Origin of the sequence: Chitinophaga qingshengii, assembly GCF_014529935.1 — a bacterium.
Taxonomy (GTDB): Bacteria; Bacteroidota; Bacteroidia; order Chitinophagales; family Chitinophagaceae; genus Chitinophaga; species Chitinophaga qingshengii.
Genome location: NZ_JACVFC010000003.1, coordinates 1,052,155 through 1,070,915, shown reverse-complemented (window position 1 = coordinate 1,070,915; position 18,761 = coordinate 1,052,155). Strand labels below are relative to the sequence as shown.

The following is an 18,761-nucleotide window of genomic DNA, read 5'->3' as shown; positions in this document are numbered from 1 at the left end:
ATATGAGACACCTTTTTTCATCCTTCTTTACGCCATCCTATTGCTTCTTAACTAATCTTCGTCATCGATAATTGCCCATGTATAACACCTTTTACCGCGGTCAGTGCATTGGCGAGCTGCTTTAATAACGACGCTTTCCCTTTCACGGCAATAATTTCCAGGCAGTTGTCGTGATCTAAATGGATATGCTGGGAACAGAGAATCAGGTCGTGATAATCATGTTGAATATCCGTGATCTTGTCCAGCAGGTCCCTTTTGTGATGATCAAACAATAGGGTGATAGAGCCTCCCACCACTACATCGGACTGCCATTGCTTTTCTACTTCTATCCGCTGAATCAGATGCCGGATCGCCTGTGAGCGGTTGGGAAATTGGTTGTCTTCAATATAATTATCCAACAGCTGCAATACATTTTTTTCTATAGAGACACCAAATCGTACAACTTTCATATGCGGTGTTTAATGGTTAAAATGCGTTGACTAAATACAGCACACCCACTGCAAACAGGCCGGAACGCTGCGTTGCATTGGCGTCCGCGATCACATTCCGGTATTTTACCTGGTTGTTATAATAATATCCGAACAGCTTCATATTTTGACTGGCGATAGGCTTGTATTCCAGGCCTGCCAGCAGGCCGATGTTTTCCCGGAAATTTTTTCCGAAGACACTGTTGCCTTTCGTTTGACTGGCGGATTCGAAAATACCCTTGGTTGTGAGGAACCATCCGGGGATAAACTCATAATCCAGTCTTAATACCGCACCTTTATAATTGACGTCCCTGGCAAATACCGGTGCAAAATCCGGATGGAGTTTTTGCCGGTATTTGTTGATGGAAGGGGATGCAATATTGACATAATCTACTGCCATAGCTGCCCACTGGAGATCGAGGTAACCTTTTAGTTTGTTCAGCACCACTTTATTACCCAAAGCAACGGCGTGATTGGTTTTACCGGATGCATATTGAGAAATATCATAGCTCCAGAAAGTATGCAGCTTTTGATCGAACATCTTGCCCAGCCAGCTGGCATAAACACCCATGGGTGTTTTGGAACCCTTCAGGCCATCAGCACCATAGCCGGCAGCGGTATGCGTGGTATTGAAGGCATTGTTGTAGGTGTTGTGCAGCTGAAGGAAGAAACCATGGTTTTTGTCCGCCTGGTAGCCGAGCCGGATGCCCATCATAAATAAATTCGTCTGGAAGTTTACAAACTCCGAGTACTGGTACTCGTAAGTGGGGTTCGTTTCAAATTCCCAGCTGCCTGCATAGGCGGCCTGTTTCCCTACATTGACAGACCATTTTTTATCTGTTCCGAATTTGTAGTTAACAGACGCGATGTCCAGAGAACCAGGCGCATTGTCCAGATCCCGCTGTGCCTGCGATCTATTGAGCCGGTAGCGGACCCTGAAATCCAGGTCGGGCACAATGGTACCCAGTACTTCAAACCGGGCCTCATTCAGGCGCATGGAGGACTGTTTGTCTCCATCCGGAATTTCCAGGGAACTGCGCAGCAATAAATTCATATGCACGTTTTGCAGTGCTTCGGGTCTTTTTTTGATCAAAGTTGACGGCTCCGCCCGGGTGGTATCGCTGGCTGGCGCCGATGGAGGAGCGGTCTGGGCAAACAAATAACCAGTGGAACAAATACAGGCAATGGTCAGTACGAGTTTCATTTTCATATGTCAGATTCAATTTAATAGCGAGAAAAAACGAGCCGGATAACATCACTGTTTCCGGGCTCTTTTCTCTTTTACTTTTTCTTCCAGCCAGGTGCACCATTCATCGATACCTTCTCCTGTCAGGGTGCTCACTTGTATGGCAGAAAGATCCGGATTCACTTCCTGTGCATCTTTAACAGCCGCTTCTACTGAGAACGGAACATAAGGCAAAAGATCCGCCTTGGATACCAGCATCAGCTCGCTGGTTAAAAACATCCGGGGGTATTTCTTGGGTTTATCGTCTCCTTCGGTAGATGCCAGTAAGGTAACGCGGTAGTCTTCTCCCAGATCAAACGCTGACGGACATACGAGGTTTCCTACGTTTTCGATGATCAGCAGATCTGCGTTGGTGAGGTCTATATGATCCAGCGCCTGGTATATCATCTGCGCTTCAATGTGACACATGCCGCCGGTTACGATCTGTAGGGCGTTGATACCAACATCCCGTAGGCGCACGGCGTCTCTTTCCGTTTCCGGATCTCCTACCAGAACGGCGATGCTTAATTTATCTTTCAGCCGTCTGCCGGTTTCCTGCAGCAGCGTGGTTTTACCGCTTCCGGGAGAAGAACAGATATTAATGATCAATACATCCGGCACTTTATCTTTAATCGCTTTCGCAACAAAATCGTTTGCCTTCAACAGGTTCAGGGTGGTATTATCACACTGCACAGATCCGGCAGGCATACGGTTGCTCTTAGGTTTCATATCAATCATGGTAATTATCTTTTAGGTTAAAAATTCTATTTTGCTGATACGTAGTTCTTCGCCCTGCAGAATTTTCCTGGATGGTGTTCCGCAGGCACACACGAACTTGTGGCGGACCACTTCAAACGATTGGTTGCATTGCTCGCAATGCGCTACAATCGGCAACAACACCACTTCCAGGTCAATATGGGCCAGATGCGGCTCGTCTGATATCAGCGCTTCAAAGGCATTTTGAATCAGGACAGGTTGTACATTACACAAAAGGCCGGCTTCGACTTGCACCTTAGTGATGCGGTCAAATTTGTCCGGATGACTTTCCTGTAACGTGTTGAAAATATCTCTCACTATCGGCACTTCATGCATAGTTTCGTTTTTTTATCCCTAAGCAGTTATTTTCTTTACCGGCTGTTTTTTGGTAGCGGCGGCTTTCTTTTTTACTGCTGGCTTCTCCGTTGTTACTGACTCCATTGGCGTTGTTTCTGGCATATGATGCCGGATATAACTCCAGCACATATCACCGATGTTAGACAACCATTCGTGCATAGCATCGCCACTTTCACCCAGTGTTCTTATCAACAGCGCATTCGGGTTACACATGGTAAAACCGTAATGCATGTCTGTAAACTGTTCTGTCAGCACTTCATCCAACTCCGCTTTGATGGCCTGGGCATAGTCAGAAACAATCAGTAAAGTACCCTGGTGCGTATGGCCTTCAAAGAATAACATGCGCTCCAGTGGCTGCTTACGAGGCTCCATTAGCTGGTTGTCGAAGAAAACCAGTTTCCCGCCGCGGTATACTTTCGTGCGACTATGCAACCGGGTAAACTCAAACCTTTCGCCGGAGTGGATACGGCCGCCGCCGATAATGTCTCCCCATACCAGGTGCCCGCTCTCCGCTACCTCCACCAGGTTTTCCATATCGAAAATGGAATGTTTGAAGGGGATAGTAGGCTGCGGCAGGTATTGGAATAGTGCCCTGTCTTCCACTTTGACATGCATCAGCTGGGAGGCCCCTTTTTTCATGGGGTGCACCTTATTGAAAGATTGGGTAAACAGTTTCATTTCGGAGTGCTGTGGACAATGCACACTGATTTGCAGCGCATCGCCGTCCATTACGCCGGGAGAGTAGCACATCATCATTACTTCCAGGTGGTCATGGAGCAGCTTGGAGCCGTAGTGTACTACTTTATAGGGAATGTCAAAATAACTGTTCACCAGCAAGGTTTTCGAACCTTCCCGCTTGCAGCTGATATCAACCCTGCTTGTAAGTGAATTATCCCTATTGATCATGGTGCTTCAGATTATGCTTCGAGTAATGCGTATTTCTTAATCCAGGTAATGACGTCATCCAATCCTTTCTTTTCCCTGATATTGGTCTTCAGGAATGGTTTGTCGCCCCGCATTTTTTTGGCGTCTCTTTCCATTACTTCCAGGCTGGCGCCTACATAAGGGGCGAGGTCAATTTTATTGATCAGCAGCAGATCGGAACGGGTAATGCCAGGACCGCCCTTACGCGGGATTTTTTCCCCTTCTGCCACATCAATGACGAAAATGGTCACATCGGCGAGGTCTGGGCTGAAAGTCGCCGCCAGGTTGTCGCCGCCGCTTTCAATGAATACAATTTCGGTGTCGGGATGCAGCTTCACCAGTTCCTCTACGGCTTCCAGGTTCATGGAGGCATCTTCCCGGATGGCGGTATGCGGGCATCCGCCGGTTTCTACACCGCGGATTCTCTCTGCCGGCAGTTTGGAGTTTTTGATCATAAACTGCGCATCTTCTTTGGTGTAGATATCGTTCGTCACTACGCAGATGCTGTAGTCGCCGCTCATTTTCCTCGTCAGCGCCTCTATCAGGGCCGTTTTACCGGAACCTACGGGGCCGGCTACACCTATTTTTACATATTTTGTCATGTTACGGGAGTTTAAAATTTGATGATCAGGAGATGTAAATGCGGGTACGCAGCTTTTCGTGTTGCATACACTTTATTTCCTGTCCTATGCAGCATAAGCCCAGTTGCTGCTCGTCCATGTCTTTTTGTTTTTTCACCAGTCTGGCAATGACAGGCTGCAGGTTGAACAGTATTTTCTGTCCGGCTGTCTGACTGATGGGTACTGCTTTGGCGCAGTTGGTAATAATACCATTCAGGGTATTGTAGTAAAATGCGCTCAATGCATCTTCTGTGGCGATACCGGCTGCTTTTACATACAACCCGAAGGCGATGGCGTAATGCCCATGCAATGCCGACTGCCGTATGGCTTCCGCATATTTTTTACAGGCAGGGTAGGGCTTCAGTTCCATCGTCAGTTTCAGGAACCGGATGGCCAGCTTTTTACTGGCATCTCTTATTTCGTAAGATGCTTTTATGGCTGTTACCAGTGTATCCAGCTCCGTTAGCTGGTCCCATCCCTTTTTACCGGCAGGCAGACAGAGGGTTTTATACAGAAAAGCAGCGTCGTTGTAATAAATGCTGTGCTCCAGCATAGTGCGGGCATACTCGGCGGCGGAACTGTTGTCATTGACAATCCGGGCATCCACATAAGACTCCAGTCCATAGGAATGCGTGAAACTTCCTATGGGGAACATGGAGTCATTGACCTGCAACAGCGTTAATAGTTTCTGCATTGGTTAATAGTTTGTAGTGTTACCATGGCCGTTGGCCCGCAGCATATGTGTCTGCAACAGTTTCCTTTCTTCGATGCGGGGTGCATACCCAGCCCGTTGCAGCTGCACATATAAAGGCGATTCGTAGGCAACACTGATGTTATTCTCATCATCAATATAAATGGGGATATGTTTGTTGCCGATTTCAAAACAAATAATCCCCATTTCTTTTAGTGTATTCGGTGTAAACACGATACACTCGCAGGATTTTATCACCAGCACAACGTATCTTTCATCGTCCATCCAAAGGATATCGCCATCGGCCAGCGGTACCCTGCTATTTTTCCTGATCACTAATTCCATTCCCGACTGCGTAGGACGCCGGATAATGGTTTTGGTGGTCTCATACCATTCGATCTCGAAAATGTCCTTTGTTCTGTTGCCTACAGACGGATTAGTCAATACTTCTTCTATAATGATCATCCTTGCGTGATTTTAAAACAGCAGGTAACGCTGCGCCAGCGGAAGTACCTTCAGTGGTTCGCAGGTGGCTACTTTGCCATCTATTTTGACGGTGTATGTTTCCGGATCTACTTCCAGTTTAGGCATGGCGTTGTTGTGTACCATGTCTTTCTTCTGTACGGTTCTGCATCCTTTTACCGGCAGCGATTTCTTTTTCAGCCCCAATTTGGCTATGTTGCCGGACTCGATGGATATTTTGGAAACGAAGTTGTAGCTGGTTTGTGCCAGCGCGTTGCCATAAGCGCCATACATTTTCCGGTACAGCACAGGCTGCGGTGTGGGAATGGAAGCATTGGGATCACCCATTTTCGATGCCACGATCATACCTGACTTATAGATCATCTCGGGTTTGATACCGAAGAACTCCGGTCTCCACACTACGAGGTCGGCGATTTTGCCGGGTTCAATGGAACCTACGTATTCATCGATGCCGTGTGATTTTGCGGGGTTGATGGTATACTTGGCCATGTATCTTTTTACCCGGAAGTTGTCGTTGCCCTGTCTGTTATCTTCGGGCAGCGCACCGCGTTGTACCTTCATTTTGTGGGCGGTCTGCCAGGTACGGGTGATCACTTCCCCTACGCGACCCATGGCCTGGGAATCGGAGCTCATCATACTGATAACGCCCAGGTCATGCAGGATATCTTCTGCTGCAATCGTGGAAGGACGGATACGGGAATCGGCAAAGGCGACGTCTTCCTTGATGGCCGGGCTCAGGTGATGGCATACCATCAGCATGTCTACGTGCTCGGCGATGGTATTCACGGTATAGGGCTTGGTAGGATTGGTGGAAGACGGCAGGATGTTGGGATACATCGCGATCTGGATGATATCCGGTGCGTGCCCGCCGCCGGCGCCTTCCGTGTGGAAGGTGTGGATCACTCTTCCGTTGATGGCTTTAACGGTGTCTTCGAGATAACCTGCTTCGTTTAAGGTATCGGTGTGTATGGCTACCTGGGTATCGTATTTATCGGCTACCCGCAGCGCCATGTCGATGGTGGATGGTGTGGCGCCCCAGTCCTCGTGCACTTTCATGCCCAAAGCACCCGCACGGATCATTTCCGCCTGGGCTTCTTCGTTGGATACGTTGCCCTTGCCAAAGAAGCCGACGTTGATAGGCAGCTCTTCGGATGCATGGAGCATCTTCTCCATAAAGAATTTACCGGAGGTAACAGTGGTGGCGTTGGTACCATCATTCGGACCGGTACCACCGCCGATGAGAGTCGTCAGGCCGCTGTACAGCGCTGTGTCGATGATCTCCGGGCAGATAAAGTGGATGTGTGTGTCCACACCGCCCGGAGTAACGATATACCCCCAGCCACCATGTACTTCGGTACCCGGACCGATGATCATACCTGGTGTTACGCCATCCTGCGCATCCGGATTGCCTGCTTTGCCGATCGCTTTGATTTTACCGTCTTTGATACCGATGTCGGCTTTTACAATGCCCCAGTGATCGATGATCACGGCGCCGAGGATACACATGTCCAGTACGTCTTTATCCAGGGCCGCAGCGGCTTGTCCCATGCCATCCCGCACGGTTTTCCCACCACCGAATTTATTTTCCTCTCCGTAAACCTGGAAGTCTTTTTCTATCTCAATAAACAGCTCAGTATCGGCCAGCCGCATTTTATCGCCGGTAGTAGGACCGAACAGGGAAGCATATTTATCCCGTTTGATATAAAGGTTACCATTCTCAAACCTTACTTCGTTGCTGTTTTGGGCGAAGGCCTTGTTGAGCCCCATTACCGTTAAGCCGGCGGTGGTTACCCCAACGATTTTAATCCATTCCCGCCGGTTCCAGGTACCACCTTTTTTTCTATTCTCTTTATTCTCGGACATACTGTTGTATTTAATGAAATGTGAATGCATTTCAAATGTTGCCGGTTATTTGGCGCCTTTGAAATTGTTCTTCTTTGCCTTGGCAATGGCGGCGGTTTTAACGCTGTTTTCGGAAGCGTTGCCGTCGGTTAGGTTATTGAATCCGTAGATGTTTTTCTTACCGCCGATTTCGACGAGGATCACCATCTTTTTTTCTCCTGGTTCAAAACGGACTGCGGTACTGGCCGGAATGTTAAGCCGCATACCGAAGGAACGGTTCCTGTCAAAATCAAGTGCCTTGTTTACTTCAAAGAAGTGGAAGTGTGAACCCACCTGGATAGGGCGGTCTCCCGTATTTTTCACTTCTATTCTTTCTGTTTTCTTTTTTGCATTACAGATAATATCTTCTTTCTTCAGAATAAGTTCTCCGGGTATCATAATAATTTCATTTAACAGGTTAAGCAACTGATGTTAGCGGATGGGGCTATGAACGGTCACGAGTTTGTTCCCATCGGGAAACAACGCTTCAATCTGAACGTCATGAATCATTTCCGGGACCCCTTCCATGACCTGGCTTCTGGTCAACAGCTTCGTGCCCCATTCCATGAGCTCTGCTACTGATTTTTTGCCATCCCTGGCCTGTTCCATGATTTCACTGGAGATGTAGGCAATACATTCCGGGTAGTTTAATTTCACCCCGCGCTTTAGCCGTTTGGCAGCAAGCTCTCCTGCCTGGTGTAATAACAGCTTCTCAATTTCCCGGGTGGTTAGATGCATAGTAATTGTATTTTTTTATGATGTAATATTCTTGGTGCACAGCTGTACAGGTATGCTACATACCCGGACACAGCTATCGCAGGGACAGCCGGAAAACGGCTGAACGGAACAACGTTTTAAGTCGGTATGCATGAGGGAAAGAAAGAGGATGACGCACAGGTAACAGCCTTAAAAAGGCAGTACAGCACAGCATACCCTGCACGTTATTCATAATGAAAACGAGCACGAATGCAACAAATGACAACCTTGAAAAAATGGCTGGACAGAACAACGCCTTCTACACGTTATTCATCATAGAAACGAAAATAAAATCAGGCTAAGGTAAGCGGGCGTTCCGGAGGCGGGGTTATTAATTCGAGAGAATGGTTATCCAGATAAAAGGTATCTTCTCCCATAATGTGCTGAACATGGTCTATCACAACAGTGACAGCATCTTTCCTGTCACAAAGGTATTCGGAAAGTGGTGCATCTTCTTCTACCCGTTCTTCGTTAATGCCGGAATAGGAGCTGCTATCTTCTTTACTGACAGAAGAATATATTTTGTGTTTGTTCTCTGCTTGTTTAATGAGAATATATGGCATGCTAACAGTCACCCATGTGAACAACAACATGGCGAATACGGCGGAAATGCGGCGAATAAACTGATATGTGTATTTCGATAATCGCATAGAAGCGTGACTGTGTATGAATTGCAGCGAAAGTAGTAAAAAGTTGGTAAACAACAAGAGCTTGATCAATTTATTCTACGTTGTTATAAATCTTTTAACATATCGTTGGAAATTTTTTCTGCGCGAAAGTTTTGTACTACCATAAAAAAAACGACCTTCGTGTCACGAAAATAAAATTCTTGCTACTTCTACCGGCATACATGGCTACACTCCGCTGATTCCCGGAACTTCTACTTTGCCAATTTTCATTAGTTAATTTCTTTTATTCGATATGCTTAGGAAAACTATGTCCATGGCGGCATTGGCCTTTTCATATCTGAGTGTTGCTGCGCAGGAGCGGCAGACACCGGATTCATTAAAGGTGATGTCACTGGACGAACTAACGGTGACCAGTAAATACTATAAGAAGTACAATCTTAGTAAGATCTCTTCCGATTTGCGATTACAATCGCCATTGATAGAAACACCACAGAATATACAAATTATCAGTGCTGAAGTTTTAAAAGACCAGGTTGTCTATAATATCATTGAAAGCGCTACCCGCAACGTGAGCGGCACGATGCGCGAAGAACTGCATAATGCTGTGTCGCCGGATATCTATACACGCGGCGGATATATCAATGCGCAACGGAACGGCGTAGACCTTAGACCATTAATTAAAGGTCCGCTGGGAGATGATGCGGCTATCATTGAAACAATTGAGTTTGTAAAAGGTCCGGCTGGATTTATGTCGGCTCTCAGCGATCCTGCAGGTTCCTACAACATCGTTACCAAAAAGCCAACCGGCAGAAAACACCACACATTTAAAATGATGTATGGCAGTTTCGATTTTTTCCGCGCCGAATCTGATATGGGTGGTACACTGGACACCAAAGGGAAATGGCAGTACCGCTTTAATATGATGGGCATGAGTACCAAAGGGTTTATGAAGTTCGATAATAATACCCGCATATTGATAGCACCTTCTGTAAAATATATAGCCGGTAAAAAAACATCTTTTACGCTGGAATACATTTACCAGGGTATGAATTATATGTTGCTGAGTGAAGCACAGATATCACCCTATGGTTTTGGCACGCTGCCGGTTGATTTCTCCATATCTGATCCCAACACCAGACCCTACAGAGCGAAGGATCACAGCCTTTTCTTCACGGCAGAACATCAATTCAACGACAACTGGAACCTGACGGCCCGTATCAGTAACATCAACAACGAATACAATGGCAGCATATTCTGGGTGTATGGTAAAAACAACGATAACCCGGATATACTGAACCGGTATTATGTATACGACGGTGTAGGTTACAATACTTTTTCTACGCAAGCCTATATCCAGGGCCGGTTCCGGACAGGCACTGTCAAACATGCGCTCCTGGCCGGTATCGACTTCAACGATAAAAGAAATAATACAACAGACACCTGGGGGACAGCCAGCACCGTATATCCGTTGAGTATATCCAACCCGGTATACGGCAACGTGATCAACAACCATGGTATCGGCGGCTCCTTTGATTCGGAGAATGATATCAATGGTGAAGGCAACCGTACCCAAGGCCATTTATATTATATCTCGGCCTATGTAATGGATGAAGTATCGTTAACGGATAAACTGAAATTAAATGCAGGTCTCCGTATAACCCAATCCAACGCGGATTTTAATCAATACGGCACCCAAACGGATGCAAACGACCTGGTGGTAACGCCACGCCTGGGTATCAGTTATATGCTGCGGCCTGCCATGAGCGTGTATGCTTTATATGATCATTCTTATTTACCGCAGGCAGGGGTGGCCTATGATAAGTCGCCACTGAAACCGTTGACGGGTAAGAGTTACGAGGCGGGTATCAAAAAAGACTGGCACGATGGTACCTGGAACACGACTTTGTCCGTGTACCAGATTTACCGCAAGCGTACTATCCTGAGAGACCCGGTGTCCAACGATATTTATCAGACAGGAGAAAACAGGTCAGAAGGCGTGGAGCTGGATGTGAGAGGCCGCGTAGCCAAAGGCCTGAACGTGGTCATGAACTACGCTTTTACGGAATCGAAAATCACGAAGGACGAGAAGAACCCGGAAATGGTAGGCATGGCAACGCCCAACAGGATCAAACATATCCAGAATACCTGGCTGAACTACGCTTTGCCGGTTCGTAAACTGCAGGGACTCTCCGTATCTGCCGGTTATCAGTATATGGCCGGCAGGGCAGAACGATATACTAATGCCAATCCGGAAACATTAAAGGATTTTTTCCGACTGGATGCGGGTATCGGCTACTCCCGGAAAAAGTACAGCATCAACCTGATCGTCAACAATATCCTGAACGATCACCTGTACAGCACTGCCTGGAAACGGAACAATATGTATTACTGGGTACAGACAGCACCCCGGAATTTCCGTTGTGCCCTTACCATTAACTTATAAAACCATCACATGAGACATGTTTTTTTATTGTCAGCGTTGCTGGTCTTTCTCTCAGCCTGCGGTCCCGGGCGGCAGCAGCGTAAGGAAGGAGCTATCACACTGACGGATGTACAAGGGCATAAAGTGGTATTAAACAAACCCGCCGAAAAGGTGGTGTGTTTGTTTGATCCCATGATGGACGCCATTTTTATGCTGCAAATGCAACATACACTGGTGGGAATACCGGCGGAGACATACGCCGACAAGGAATTATTTATTCCCTACAGTCTGATCGATGACCGGATCAAAAACAAGCGTCTGGCTATTCCGGGTAGTAATGAAACGGCTAATCTCGAAAGTATCATCGCGCTCAAACCGGATCTTGTCATTGCCAAACACATGAGCGAAGGTACTATTAAGGCTTTGGGAGAAATGAGCATAGCGGTATACCTGGCTTCTTCCGAAAAATATGAACAGGTGTTAAAGGAGCTGGCAGATGTAGGTCAACTTTTAGGCGCCACGGAAAGGGCCGCTGAACTGGTGGCCTATACGAAACAACAGTTCGAAATGATGCAGTCAGCTGCTGCCGCCGTACGGGAAAAAGACCGGAAAAAAGCCTATTTCACCTGGGCCAATGGCCGCATTTACGCTACCACCGGGCGTAACAGCATGATGAACGATTGCCTGGAGTTTGCCGGGGTATCCAACGTATGTACGGCGCCGGTAGATCAACCTAACGTCAACGCAGAAACGCTGATCAGCTGGAACCCGGATATGATCGTGATGTGGAATGATCCGGCAGTCTTGTTTTATGCGAAAAAGGAATTGTCAGCTATCACTGCTGTGAAACAGAAAGCAATCTTTAACCTGATGCCGATGTTTTTCTATAATCCGCATACAATCAAGTCACTGACGGCATCTATGCGTATCAAAGCATGGGCGGCAGGAGAAGCTCCGGAAACATCATTGGAAGAAGTAAAAAAAATGATGATAAAATATTACGGTGAAACTAACGGTAACAAATTAATTACACTATTATGATGCAGGAAATAGCAGCTTACTGGGATAAGCAAAGTGCCATCTGGCGGGAAGAAAAGCAAGATGCATGGATGCAGCCGGTAACACAGCAATGGCTGACTTACTTTAAGGAATTATTACCGCAACTGAAAGGAAACAAAGTGCTGGAAGCAGGTACTGCCTCCGGTTACTTCGCCAATATTTTAGCGCAGGCAGGCTACGAAGTAACAGCAGTGGATATTTCAGCGAATATGATCGCGGAAGCGAAAACGGTATCAGAAGCGCTCCATCTCCGTATCGATTACCACGTAATGGATGCGCAGCAACTCTGTTTCCCGGAAAACCAGTTCGACCTGGTATTTACACGGCTCATGACCTGGACCATACCGGATATACAGACATTTTACGCCGAATGTTTTAAAGTACTGAAACCTGGCGGATTGTTGCTGAACTTCGATGGTGACTTCGGCGCCTGTCAGTTTAGCCAGGAAGGACACGAAAGATACCCGGCGGATATTATGGAACAGGCGAATAAGATCAAAAGCCAGCTAGACATCTCCCGGCATCAGCGTCCGGCGAGGGATGTGGAAATACTGGAAACAGCAGGTTTTGTGCAGGTTTTCGCCGATGAGAAAGAAGAACGGTTACTGCGGCAACCGGAAGGGACATCTGATCTGTTTGCACTCAAAGGATATAAACCAATACATTGAAACAAGGGATTATTTATTTGATATGTTACGCGTTGCCGTTGCCGGTTATCCTGGTGTCGCTCTTTATCGGGTCTACCGGTCAGGCAGACGTGGGGGCCGCCCTGGGACTGGCGTACAAGAAGATAGCCATGTCGTCGCTTTCGCTGTTGGAGGAAGATAGCTGGGCGCTGATAAAGAATATTATCTGCAACGTCCGGTTGCCGCGTGTGCTAACTACCTTTTTGGTGGGAGCAGCGTTGTCTGTCTCCGGTTCGGTACTGCAAGGCATATTCCGTAATCCCCTGGTCGATTCTTATGTGTTGGGTATCTCATCCGGCGCCGCTTTCGGAGCGGCGCTGGCCATGACCTTCGCCTTTGTTCCGGTAAGCCTGGCGGCTTTTGCGGGTGGAATACTGGCGGTATTGCTGGCTTACCTGGTTGCCCGTTCGGGATCGAATGCAACGATTATCACTATTGTGTTGTCCGGTATGGTGATCTCCGGCATGTTCTCCGCAGGATTGGCTATCGTGCAGTATATCAGCAATCCATATAAACTGCAGGCTATCGTACAGTGGACGATGGGCAACCTGCATGCGGCGTCATGGGAGGAACTGAAACGGTTATACGTTCCGGTGATACTGGGACTGGTAGTGGTGTTCATCTACCGGTGGCGGGTAAACGTTTTGTCGCTCGGGGACGATGCCGCTAAAGCAGCAGGCGTAAATCCGGGCCTGGACAAATGGATATTGATTGGTTGCGCCACCCTGCTGACGGCCATCACCGTGGCTTCGGTAGGTATTATCAGTTTTTACGGACTGTTCCTGCCGCATATTGTTCGCATGATGCTGGGGGCAGATAACCGGAAAGCTATTCCGGCCAGTATTTTCCTGGGAGGAACTTTTTTACTGGTGATTGATGATTTCTCCCGTTCCCTGTTTGCTTTTGAAGTACCGATAGGCATCTTCACCATGCTGCTGGGCGGACCGTTTTTTATATACCTGATGCGTAAAAACAAATTAAACTGGCACTAATGGCAACAGCTATCGAGATAAAGAACATGAGTTTTGCCTACGGGAAACAAACCATCCTCAAGGAGGTGAATGTAAAATTTTGTGAACGTAAGTTCTCCGTATTGCTGGGTACCAATGGCAGCGGTAAATCAACGTTGTTTAAATCCATTACGGGAATACTGTCCGGTTACAAAGGCGATATACAGGTAAAAGGAATACCCATAATGCAGCTCACGCATAAACGAAAAGCTGCTCTGATAGGATTTTTACCACAGTTTTATCAGACCGTGTTTACGTTTACGGTAGAAGATATTTTGCTCACCGGACGTGCGGCTTTCTCTGGTTTCGCACCTACCGCAAACGATCGTACGCTGGCTCAACAGGTACTCGCAGAACTGGGGCTGGAAGGGCTTCGTAGGAAACTCTTCCCCCAGTTGTCGGGTGGAGAGCAACAGATGGTCATGATTGGCCGCCTGCTGATGCAGGACCCGGAAATTATTATCCTGGATGAACCTACCAACCACCTGGATGTATACTACCAACATTTTTTAATGAATAAGCTCCGCGGGTTTGTGGCCAATGGCCGTACCGTTATTGCCATCATGCACAATCCAACACTGGCTTATCAGTTTGCGGATGAAGTTTTTTTTATGCTGGACAAAACGGTGATGCCCGCGGTAAATGCGGACCTGCCGGACCTGGAGATGCTGAAAGCCGTGTACAATACTAATTTCCTGGATATCCGGCATGAGGAGTTAAAAATTGTATTACCAACCGGGCATAGAATATAAAGATCATTTAAAATTTTTTTAGTAATTTTTACGATGATGAAATCATTAACCCACCCCGCATTGTTTTTTTCCATGATGGTAGCCTGTACTTCCTGCGCCCAGTCCAAATCCGGACCGGTAACTTATGGCATCCACCTGCAATTAAAAGCAGACAACGAAGTATTTATAGATGATATACTGGCAGGCGCTTCTTTTCAAGAAGATGCAGACAATGCTGCTTATTTGCTGAATCCTTTTCTGCTGACGGGAGGAAAACACAGAATCCGGCTGAAAGTATATCCTACGGAGGCTGTTGCCGGCAGTATCAAACTATTGGCTACGGAAGATGCCAACGGGCATGAGCAGCTATTAGCTTCTTTCCCTGTTAATGTGAGTGCGGGTAAACCCACGGAGTTTTCCTGGGAGGTGGACTTTAAAAAGATACCATATCAACTGCCGGGATGGACTACTGGCGTGGATCTCCGTAAGGAAGACAATAATGCCTTGACAAAGGAAGTGTTATCATATTACCAACACTTGCACAGCCTTTATCAGAACGGGGGCCATGCGGCGGAACTGATAAAGCTGGAGGCTAAAGCTGCAGCAGAAAAAAACGTCTACAATTTCCGCGATAGTAAAGTGACAGCATATACTGATAAACTGAAAGCAGCATCGCTTAATGATAAAGTAAAGATGGAGCCATTGGAAGATTATCAGATGGTGATCTATGGCAATGGAAAACTGGTAACCCTGGAACGGCGTCCCATCGATAGTATTGCCGGATATCGGCGTTCATCCCGGTTTGCGCACTGGAGCGCGCTGATCGGTCATTTTGATGACGGAAGTGGTATTTACCAGCTACCGGTCATGCTCTATCGCCCTGCGCCTGGTGCGCCGCTGGAAAGGATACGCTGATAGTATCCGGTAGCTGAAAATATTATTCTGCTGTTTTATGCATCAGGGTTTCCACCTTTGCATCCAATTTCCCCAATGCCTGTAAAACCGCGTCCATATCCGATTGCGGCGCTAAGTCCGTGTTGGTCCAGTAGCTGTTGTACTTCCACATTTCCAGTACTTCACTTACCGGAAGATCGTAGGGTTTAAATAATGGATTCAATGAAACCAGGTGCAGCAGGCCGTTTGGCTGAATACGATTGTATACTACTTTAAAAACAATGCCTTCATTTTTAGTGATCACCACGCAAGGGGTGCCATCTTTCAGATGGGACCAGTCCTGTAGGTATTCTACGATTACAAAAGAGCCTTCCGGAACAGGCAGCATGGATTCCCCTTTCACCGGAAACATCCGGAACTTCCGGTCAGCCGGGAGTTGTGGCATATGGAACACCGGTAGGCTGGAAATGTAGTCAGGATCGGCATAACCCACCGTATATCCCGCCTGTGCCTGGTGGGATACCATTTCCACCTGTTCTTTGTTATCTGCGGTAATGGTAGTAGCCAGTACGCGCATTTTTTTTCCTGTGATGTAACTCATATCACCGGCTTCCAGTTCTCTTAAACGCAGTTCTCCCAGTTGAGACAGGTCGAGGCGGATAAAAGTATCGATGTCAACCTTGAAAAAATCAGAGATCAGCACCTGGTCTTCCAGCGGTGGATTTTTGGTGGCGCCGGTTTCCAATGCTTTCAGTTTGGTACGGGTACATTGAAGGGCTGCTGCCAGGTCGTCCTGTGTCATCTTTTTCCGGTTCCGGAGAAATTTCAGGTTTTGGGCCCAAAAATTATTTTGTTCTTTCATATTTTTTTGGCATTATTACTGCCGGTAATTTGGCATTATTAGTGCCAAATATAAGTCAACTTTTTGAAATATGAAACAGCCAGCTGAAAGAAATGAGGTGATAGCCAGGCTGAGAGGAGAATTGCTTTCTGCCAGGGGGCCGGTGTTTTCATCCCATTCCCATGATTATCCGGATCTGGGGCCGTTAAACAGGGCTTTTCCGGAACATTGTTTCCCTTATCAGGGTACCCATGAATTTATCAGTCATAATAGTGAGGCGGCTGCCGCTACCTTAGGGTTTATGGCGGCGGTGCTCAGCCGTTTTATGAAAGAACAGGAAACGGCCATCTGGGTAGGGGCGCATAGAACGCTTTTCCCGCCCGGGCTCAAAGCATTTTGCCTGGTACCTGACAGGATCATTTTTGTAGACCTGGTATCGGAGAAAGAAATGCTATGGGTAGTAGAGGAGTGTCTGAAATGTAATGCGCTGGCGGCAGTAGTGGGAGAGATCCCGGATATCCATCCCATCGCCTTCCGGCGCCTGCAGCTGGCCGTGGAAAAAAGCGGCGTGCCTTGTCTGCTGCACCGGCATCGGCCGCGGAATATTGAGAATACCGTTTGCACTACCCGTTGGGAAATCAGGCCGGTAGCCAGTTTGATAGAGGATGGCTTGCCTGGTGTGGGGTATCCGCAGTGGCAGGTGGCCTTACTGAAAGTGCGCAACGGCAAACCGGGCAACTGGCAGCTTTCCTGGGATGGGCAACAGTTTCAGCAGGGCAATACAACAAGCATGGAGGAACAACAGGTATATATCAAAGCAGGTTGAGTGTATGAAACGTTATATGTCCGTTTGGTTTCGTCATCTGGCGGCAGACCGGCTGGCGCTGCGTTATCCGGGGCTGGGCGGGCAGGTGTATGTACTGGTGGCGCCGGAACGTGGCCGTATGATGATTCGTTCCGTGAGCAAAGCGGCCGGGCAACTGGGCATACTACCGGGAACCGTGCTGGCAGACGCGAGGGCGGTCTACCCCGACTTATTATTTTATGATGATGATCCTGCACAGGATAAACTATTGCAATCCCTCGCTGTCTGGTGTTACCGTTATACGCCGGTAACCGGTATAGATGGCGATGACGGCCTGATACTGGATATCAGCGGCTGTGCGCACCTGTGGGGCGGAGAAGCCGCTTATTTTGAACATATCGTGAGCCGGTTGCAGGCAGGTGGTTACCACGTAAGGGCAGCAATTGCCGACACTATGGCGGCTGCCTGGGCGGTAGCCCGCTATGGTACCACGCATCCGGTGCTGCCTTCCGGCAGCCAGGCGGAAATATTGCGGCCTTTGCCTCCTGAAGCGCTGCGGCTGGAACTGCCGGTGGTGGACCGTCTGCGGAAATTAGGCCTTACACAGATAGGGCTGTTTATCGATATGCCGCCATCCGTGTTGCGGCGTCGTTTCGGTCAACTGCTGCTGGACCGCGTAGATAAAGCCCTCGGACGCATGCCGGAAACACTCGAACCGGTAACGCCGCCGGAGCCTTATGTGGAAAGGCTGCCCTGCCTGGAGCCGATAAAAACGGCGCATGGTATTGAGGTGGCTATTCAAAAACTGCTGGAAGGTATCTGCCAGCGCCTGCAACAGGAAGAGAAAGGGCTTCGTAAAGCAAGGCTGCGCTGTTACCGTACCGACGGACAACAACAATGCGTGGAAATCGGCACCAACAGCCCGGTACGTAATCACACACACCTGTTCCGGCTTTTTGAACTGAAGATCGATAGTATTGAACCAGATCTGGGCATTGAATTATTTGTGCTGGAAGCGCCGGTAGTAGAGGGGTTGACAACCCAGCAGGAACGCCTGTGGGACCTGGATACCGGCGATAAAAAAGATGCTGTCATGAAACTGCTGGATCGCTTGCAGAGCCGCATTGGCGCCGCGGCTATCCGCCGTTACCTGCCGGAAGAACATCACTGGCCGGAACGGTCTATCCGCAGTGTCAGCGACATCAATGAAACTACCAGCGTTACCTGGCCGGAGCATCAGATGCGGCCGGTAAGCCTGCTGGGGGCGCCGGTACGGATTGAAGTATCGGCGCCCATCCCGGATTATCCGCCTATGTTATTTATCCATAAAGGCAAAATCCATAAGGTGGTAAAGGCCGACGGACCAGAACGCATTGAACGGGAATGGTGGATTGAAAAAGGATTGCAAAGAGACTATTACCAGGTGGAAGATGAAGACGGTGGCAGGTACTGGCTGTTCCGTTCCGGGTATTATGGGGAACATAAACCGGAATGGTATATACACGGGTACTTTGCTTAAATAGT

21 protein-coding genes are annotated in these 18,761 nt (G+C 48.0%); 8 read left to right on the top strand and 13 right to left on the bottom strand.

Features of this window, described 5'->3' with window-relative positions:
- Positions 1-47 precede the first annotated feature (47 nt).
- From nikR to ICL07_RS24180, 12 genes are all read right to left on the bottom strand, one after another.
- Complete coding sequence (nikR, locus tag ICL07_RS24235) at positions 48-449, bottom strand: nickel-responsive transcriptional regulator NikR (protein ID WP_188090614.1); 402 nt, start codon at positions 447-449, stop codon at positions 48-50.
- Positions 450-465: 16 nt separating this feature from the next.
- Positions 466-1,677 (bottom strand): porin, encoded by a 1,212-nt coding sequence (locus ICL07_RS24230; protein ID WP_188090613.1) that lies wholly within the window; start codon positions 1,675-1,677, stop codon positions 466-468.
- 45 nt (positions 1,678-1,722) lie between these two features.
- Complete coding sequence (gene hypB, locus ICL07_RS24225) at positions 1,723-2,430, bottom strand: hydrogenase nickel incorporation protein HypB (RefSeq protein ID WP_223152081.1); 708 nt, start codon at positions 2,428-2,430, stop codon at positions 1,723-1,725.
- Between the two features lie 12 nt (positions 2,431-2,442).
- Entirely contained in the window at positions 2,443-2,784 is a 342-nt protein-coding gene (locus tag ICL07_RS24220; protein WP_188090612.1) for a hydrogenase maturation nickel metallochaperone HypA/HybF, read from the bottom strand.
- Positions 2,785-2,802: 18 nt separating this feature from the next.
- Positions 2,803-3,636 carry an urease accessory protein UreD gene (locus ICL07_RS24215; RefSeq protein ID WP_223152080.1) on the bottom strand — a complete coding sequence of 278 codons (834 nt, stop codon included), beginning with the start codon at positions 3,634-3,636 and terminating at the stop codon, positions 2,803-2,805.
- Between the two features lie 86 nt (positions 3,637-3,722).
- A complete protein-coding gene (gene ureG / locus ICL07_RS24210) occupies positions 3,723-4,331 on the bottom strand; it encodes an urease accessory protein UreG (RefSeq protein WP_188090610.1) in 609 nt (202 codons plus the stop codon).
- Between the two features lie 25 nt (positions 4,332-4,356).
- Positions 4,357-5,043, bottom strand: coding sequence for an urease accessory protein UreF (locus ICL07_RS24205; protein ID WP_188090609.1), 687 nt, complete (start codon positions 5,041-5,043; stop codon positions 4,357-4,359).
- Positions 5,044-5,046: 3 nt separating this feature from the next.
- Positions 5,047-5,505, bottom strand: coding sequence for an urease accessory protein UreE (locus tag ICL07_RS24200; protein ID WP_188090608.1), 459 nt, complete (start codon positions 5,503-5,505; stop codon positions 5,047-5,049).
- Between the two features lie 12 nt (positions 5,506-5,517).
- Positions 5,518-7,386, bottom strand: coding sequence for an urease subunit alpha (gene ureC / locus ICL07_RS24195; protein ID WP_281389692.1), 1,869 nt, complete (start codon positions 7,384-7,386; stop codon positions 5,518-5,520).
- Positions 7,387-7,431: 45 nt separating this feature from the next.
- Positions 7,432-7,803 (bottom strand): urease subunit beta, encoded by a 372-nt coding sequence (ureB, locus tag ICL07_RS24190; RefSeq protein WP_188090607.1) that lies wholly within the window; start codon positions 7,801-7,803, stop codon positions 7,432-7,434.
- Positions 7,804-7,836: 33 nt separating this feature from the next.
- Positions 7,837-8,142, bottom strand: a complete 306-nt coding sequence (gene ureA / locus ICL07_RS24185; protein WP_188090606.1) for an urease subunit gamma — start codon at positions 8,140-8,142, stop codon at positions 7,837-7,839.
- 311 nt (positions 8,143-8,453) lie between these two features.
- Positions 8,454-8,723: a hypothetical protein gene (locus tag ICL07_RS24180; protein ID WP_223152079.1), complete on the bottom strand. Its 270-nt coding sequence runs from the start codon at positions 8,721-8,723 to the stop codon at positions 8,454-8,456.
- 358 nt (positions 8,724-9,081) lie between these two features.
- Here ICL07_RS24180 and ICL07_RS24175 point away from each other — a divergent pair, with 358 nt between their 5' ends.
- The 6 genes from ICL07_RS24175 to ICL07_RS24150 are packed head-to-tail and all read left to right on the top strand — an operon-like array spanning position 9,082 to position 15,612.
- Positions 9,082-11,232: a TonB-dependent siderophore receptor gene (locus ICL07_RS24175; RefSeq protein WP_188090604.1), complete on the top strand. Its 2,151-nt coding sequence runs from the start codon at positions 9,082-9,084 to the stop codon at positions 11,230-11,232.
- 9 nt (positions 11,233-11,241) lie between these two features.
- Positions 11,242-12,252: an ABC transporter substrate-binding protein gene (locus tag ICL07_RS24170; protein ID WP_188090603.1), complete on the top strand. Its 1,011-nt coding sequence runs from the start codon at positions 11,242-11,244 to the stop codon at positions 12,250-12,252.
- Positions 12,249-12,938 (top strand): class I SAM-dependent methyltransferase, encoded by a 690-nt coding sequence (locus ICL07_RS24165; protein WP_188090602.1) that lies wholly within the window; start codon positions 12,249-12,251, stop codon positions 12,936-12,938. The genes ICL07_RS24170 and ICL07_RS24165 overlap by 4 nt, the downstream gene beginning before the upstream one ends.
- Entirely contained in the window at positions 12,935-13,948 is a 1,014-nt protein-coding gene (locus ICL07_RS24160; protein WP_188090601.1) for a FecCD family ABC transporter permease, read from the top strand. Before ICL07_RS24165 ends, ICL07_RS24160 begins: the two co-directional genes overlap by 4 nt.
- On the top strand, positions 13,948-14,718 hold the full coding sequence (locus ICL07_RS24155) for an ABC transporter ATP-binding protein (protein WP_188090600.1): 771 nt from the start codon (positions 13,948-13,950) through the stop codon (positions 14,716-14,718). The genes ICL07_RS24160 and ICL07_RS24155 overlap by 1 nt, the downstream gene beginning before the upstream one ends.
- Before the next feature lie 33 nt (positions 14,719-14,751).
- A complete protein-coding gene (locus tag ICL07_RS24150) occupies positions 14,752-15,612 on the top strand; it encodes a hypothetical protein (protein WP_188090599.1) in 861 nt (286 codons plus the stop codon).
- A gap of 22 nt (positions 15,613-15,634) precedes the next feature.
- Here the strand turns inward: ICL07_RS24150 and ICL07_RS24145 are convergent, their stop codons facing one another.
- Positions 15,635-16,453 carry an XRE family transcriptional regulator gene (locus tag ICL07_RS24145; RefSeq protein WP_188090598.1) on the bottom strand — a complete coding sequence of 273 codons (819 nt, stop codon included), beginning with the start codon at positions 16,451-16,453 and terminating at the stop codon, positions 15,635-15,637.
- A 70-nt stretch (positions 16,454-16,523) separates the two neighbouring features.
- Between ICL07_RS24145 and ICL07_RS24140 the strand changes: the two genes are divergently transcribed.
- The gene (locus ICL07_RS24140) at positions 16,524-17,258 is read left to right on the top strand and encodes an ImuA family protein (protein WP_188090597.1); all 735 of its coding nucleotides are present in this window, start codon (positions 16,524-16,526) and stop codon (positions 17,256-17,258) included.
- 4 nt (positions 17,259-17,262) lie between these two features.
- Positions 17,263-18,756, top strand: coding sequence for a Y-family DNA polymerase (locus ICL07_RS24135; protein ID WP_188090596.1), 1,494 nt, complete (start codon positions 17,263-17,265; stop codon positions 18,754-18,756).
- The last annotated feature ends 5 nt before the right edge of the window (positions 18,757-18,761 follow it).

Bases quoted from the DNA above. Each gene is read 5' to 3' on its own strand.
- ICL07_RS24145 (WP_188090598.1), bottom strand. From the start codon at position 16,453: ATGAAAGAACAAAATAATTTTTGGGCCCAAAACCTGAAATTTCTCCGG.
- ureC (WP_281389692.1), bottom strand. From the start codon at position 7,386: ATGTCCGAGAATAAAGAGAATAGAAAAAAAGGTGGTACCTGGAACCGG.
- ICL07_RS24205 (WP_188090609.1), bottom strand. From the start codon at position 5,043: ATGCAGAAACTATTAACGCTGTTGCAGGTCAATGACTCCATGTTCCCC.
- ICL07_RS24140 (WP_188090597.1), top strand. From the start codon at position 16,524: ATGAAACAGCCAGCTGAAAGAAATGAGGTGATAGCCAGGCTGAGAGGA.
- ICL07_RS24180 (WP_223152079.1), bottom strand. From the start codon at position 8,723: ATGCCATATATTCTCATTAAACAAGCAGAGAACAAACACAAAATATAT.
- hypB (WP_223152081.1), bottom strand. From the start codon at position 2,430: ATGATTGATATGAAACCTAAGAGCAACCGTATGCCTGCCGGATCTGTG.
- ICL07_RS24170 (WP_188090603.1), top strand. From the start codon at position 11,242: ATGAGACATGTTTTTTTATTGTCAGCGTTGCTGGTCTTTCTCTCAGCC.
- ICL07_RS24175 (WP_188090604.1), top strand. From the start codon at position 9,082: ATGCTTAGGAAAACTATGTCCATGGCGGCATTGGCCTTTTCATATCTG.
- ICL07_RS24200 (WP_188090608.1), bottom strand. From the start codon at position 5,505: ATGATCATTATAGAAGAAGTATTGACTAATCCGTCTGTAGGCAACAGA.
- ureA (WP_188090606.1), bottom strand. From the start codon at position 8,142: ATGCATCTAACCACCCGGGAAATTGAGAAGCTGTTATTACACCAGGCA.
- ICL07_RS24155 (WP_188090600.1), top strand. From the start codon at position 13,948: ATGGCAACAGCTATCGAGATAAAGAACATGAGTTTTGCCTACGGGAAA.
- ICL07_RS24220 (WP_188090612.1), bottom strand. From the start codon at position 2,784: ATGCATGAAGTGCCGATAGTGAGAGATATTTTCAACACGTTACAGGAA.
- ICL07_RS24150 (WP_188090599.1), top strand. From the start codon at position 14,752: ATGATGAAATCATTAACCCACCCCGCATTGTTTTTTTCCATGATGGTA.
- ICL07_RS24165 (WP_188090602.1), top strand. From the start codon at position 12,249: ATGATGCAGGAAATAGCAGCTTACTGGGATAAGCAAAGTGCCATCTGG.
- ureG (WP_188090610.1), bottom strand. From the start codon at position 4,331: ATGACAAAATATGTAAAAATAGGTGTAGCCGGCCCCGTAGGTTCCGGT.
- ICL07_RS24135 (WP_188090596.1), top strand. From the start codon at position 17,263: ATGAAACGTTATATGTCCGTTTGGTTTCGTCATCTGGCGGCAGACCGG.
- ureB (WP_188090607.1), bottom strand. From the start codon at position 7,803: ATGATACCCGGAGAACTTATTCTGAAGAAAGAAGATATTATCTGTAAT.
- nikR (WP_188090614.1), bottom strand. From the start codon at position 449: ATGAAAGTTGTACGATTTGGTGTCTCTATAGAAAAAAATGTATTGCAG.
- ICL07_RS24230 (WP_188090613.1), bottom strand. From the start codon at position 1,677: ATGAAAATGAAACTCGTACTGACCATTGCCTGTATTTGTTCCACTGGT.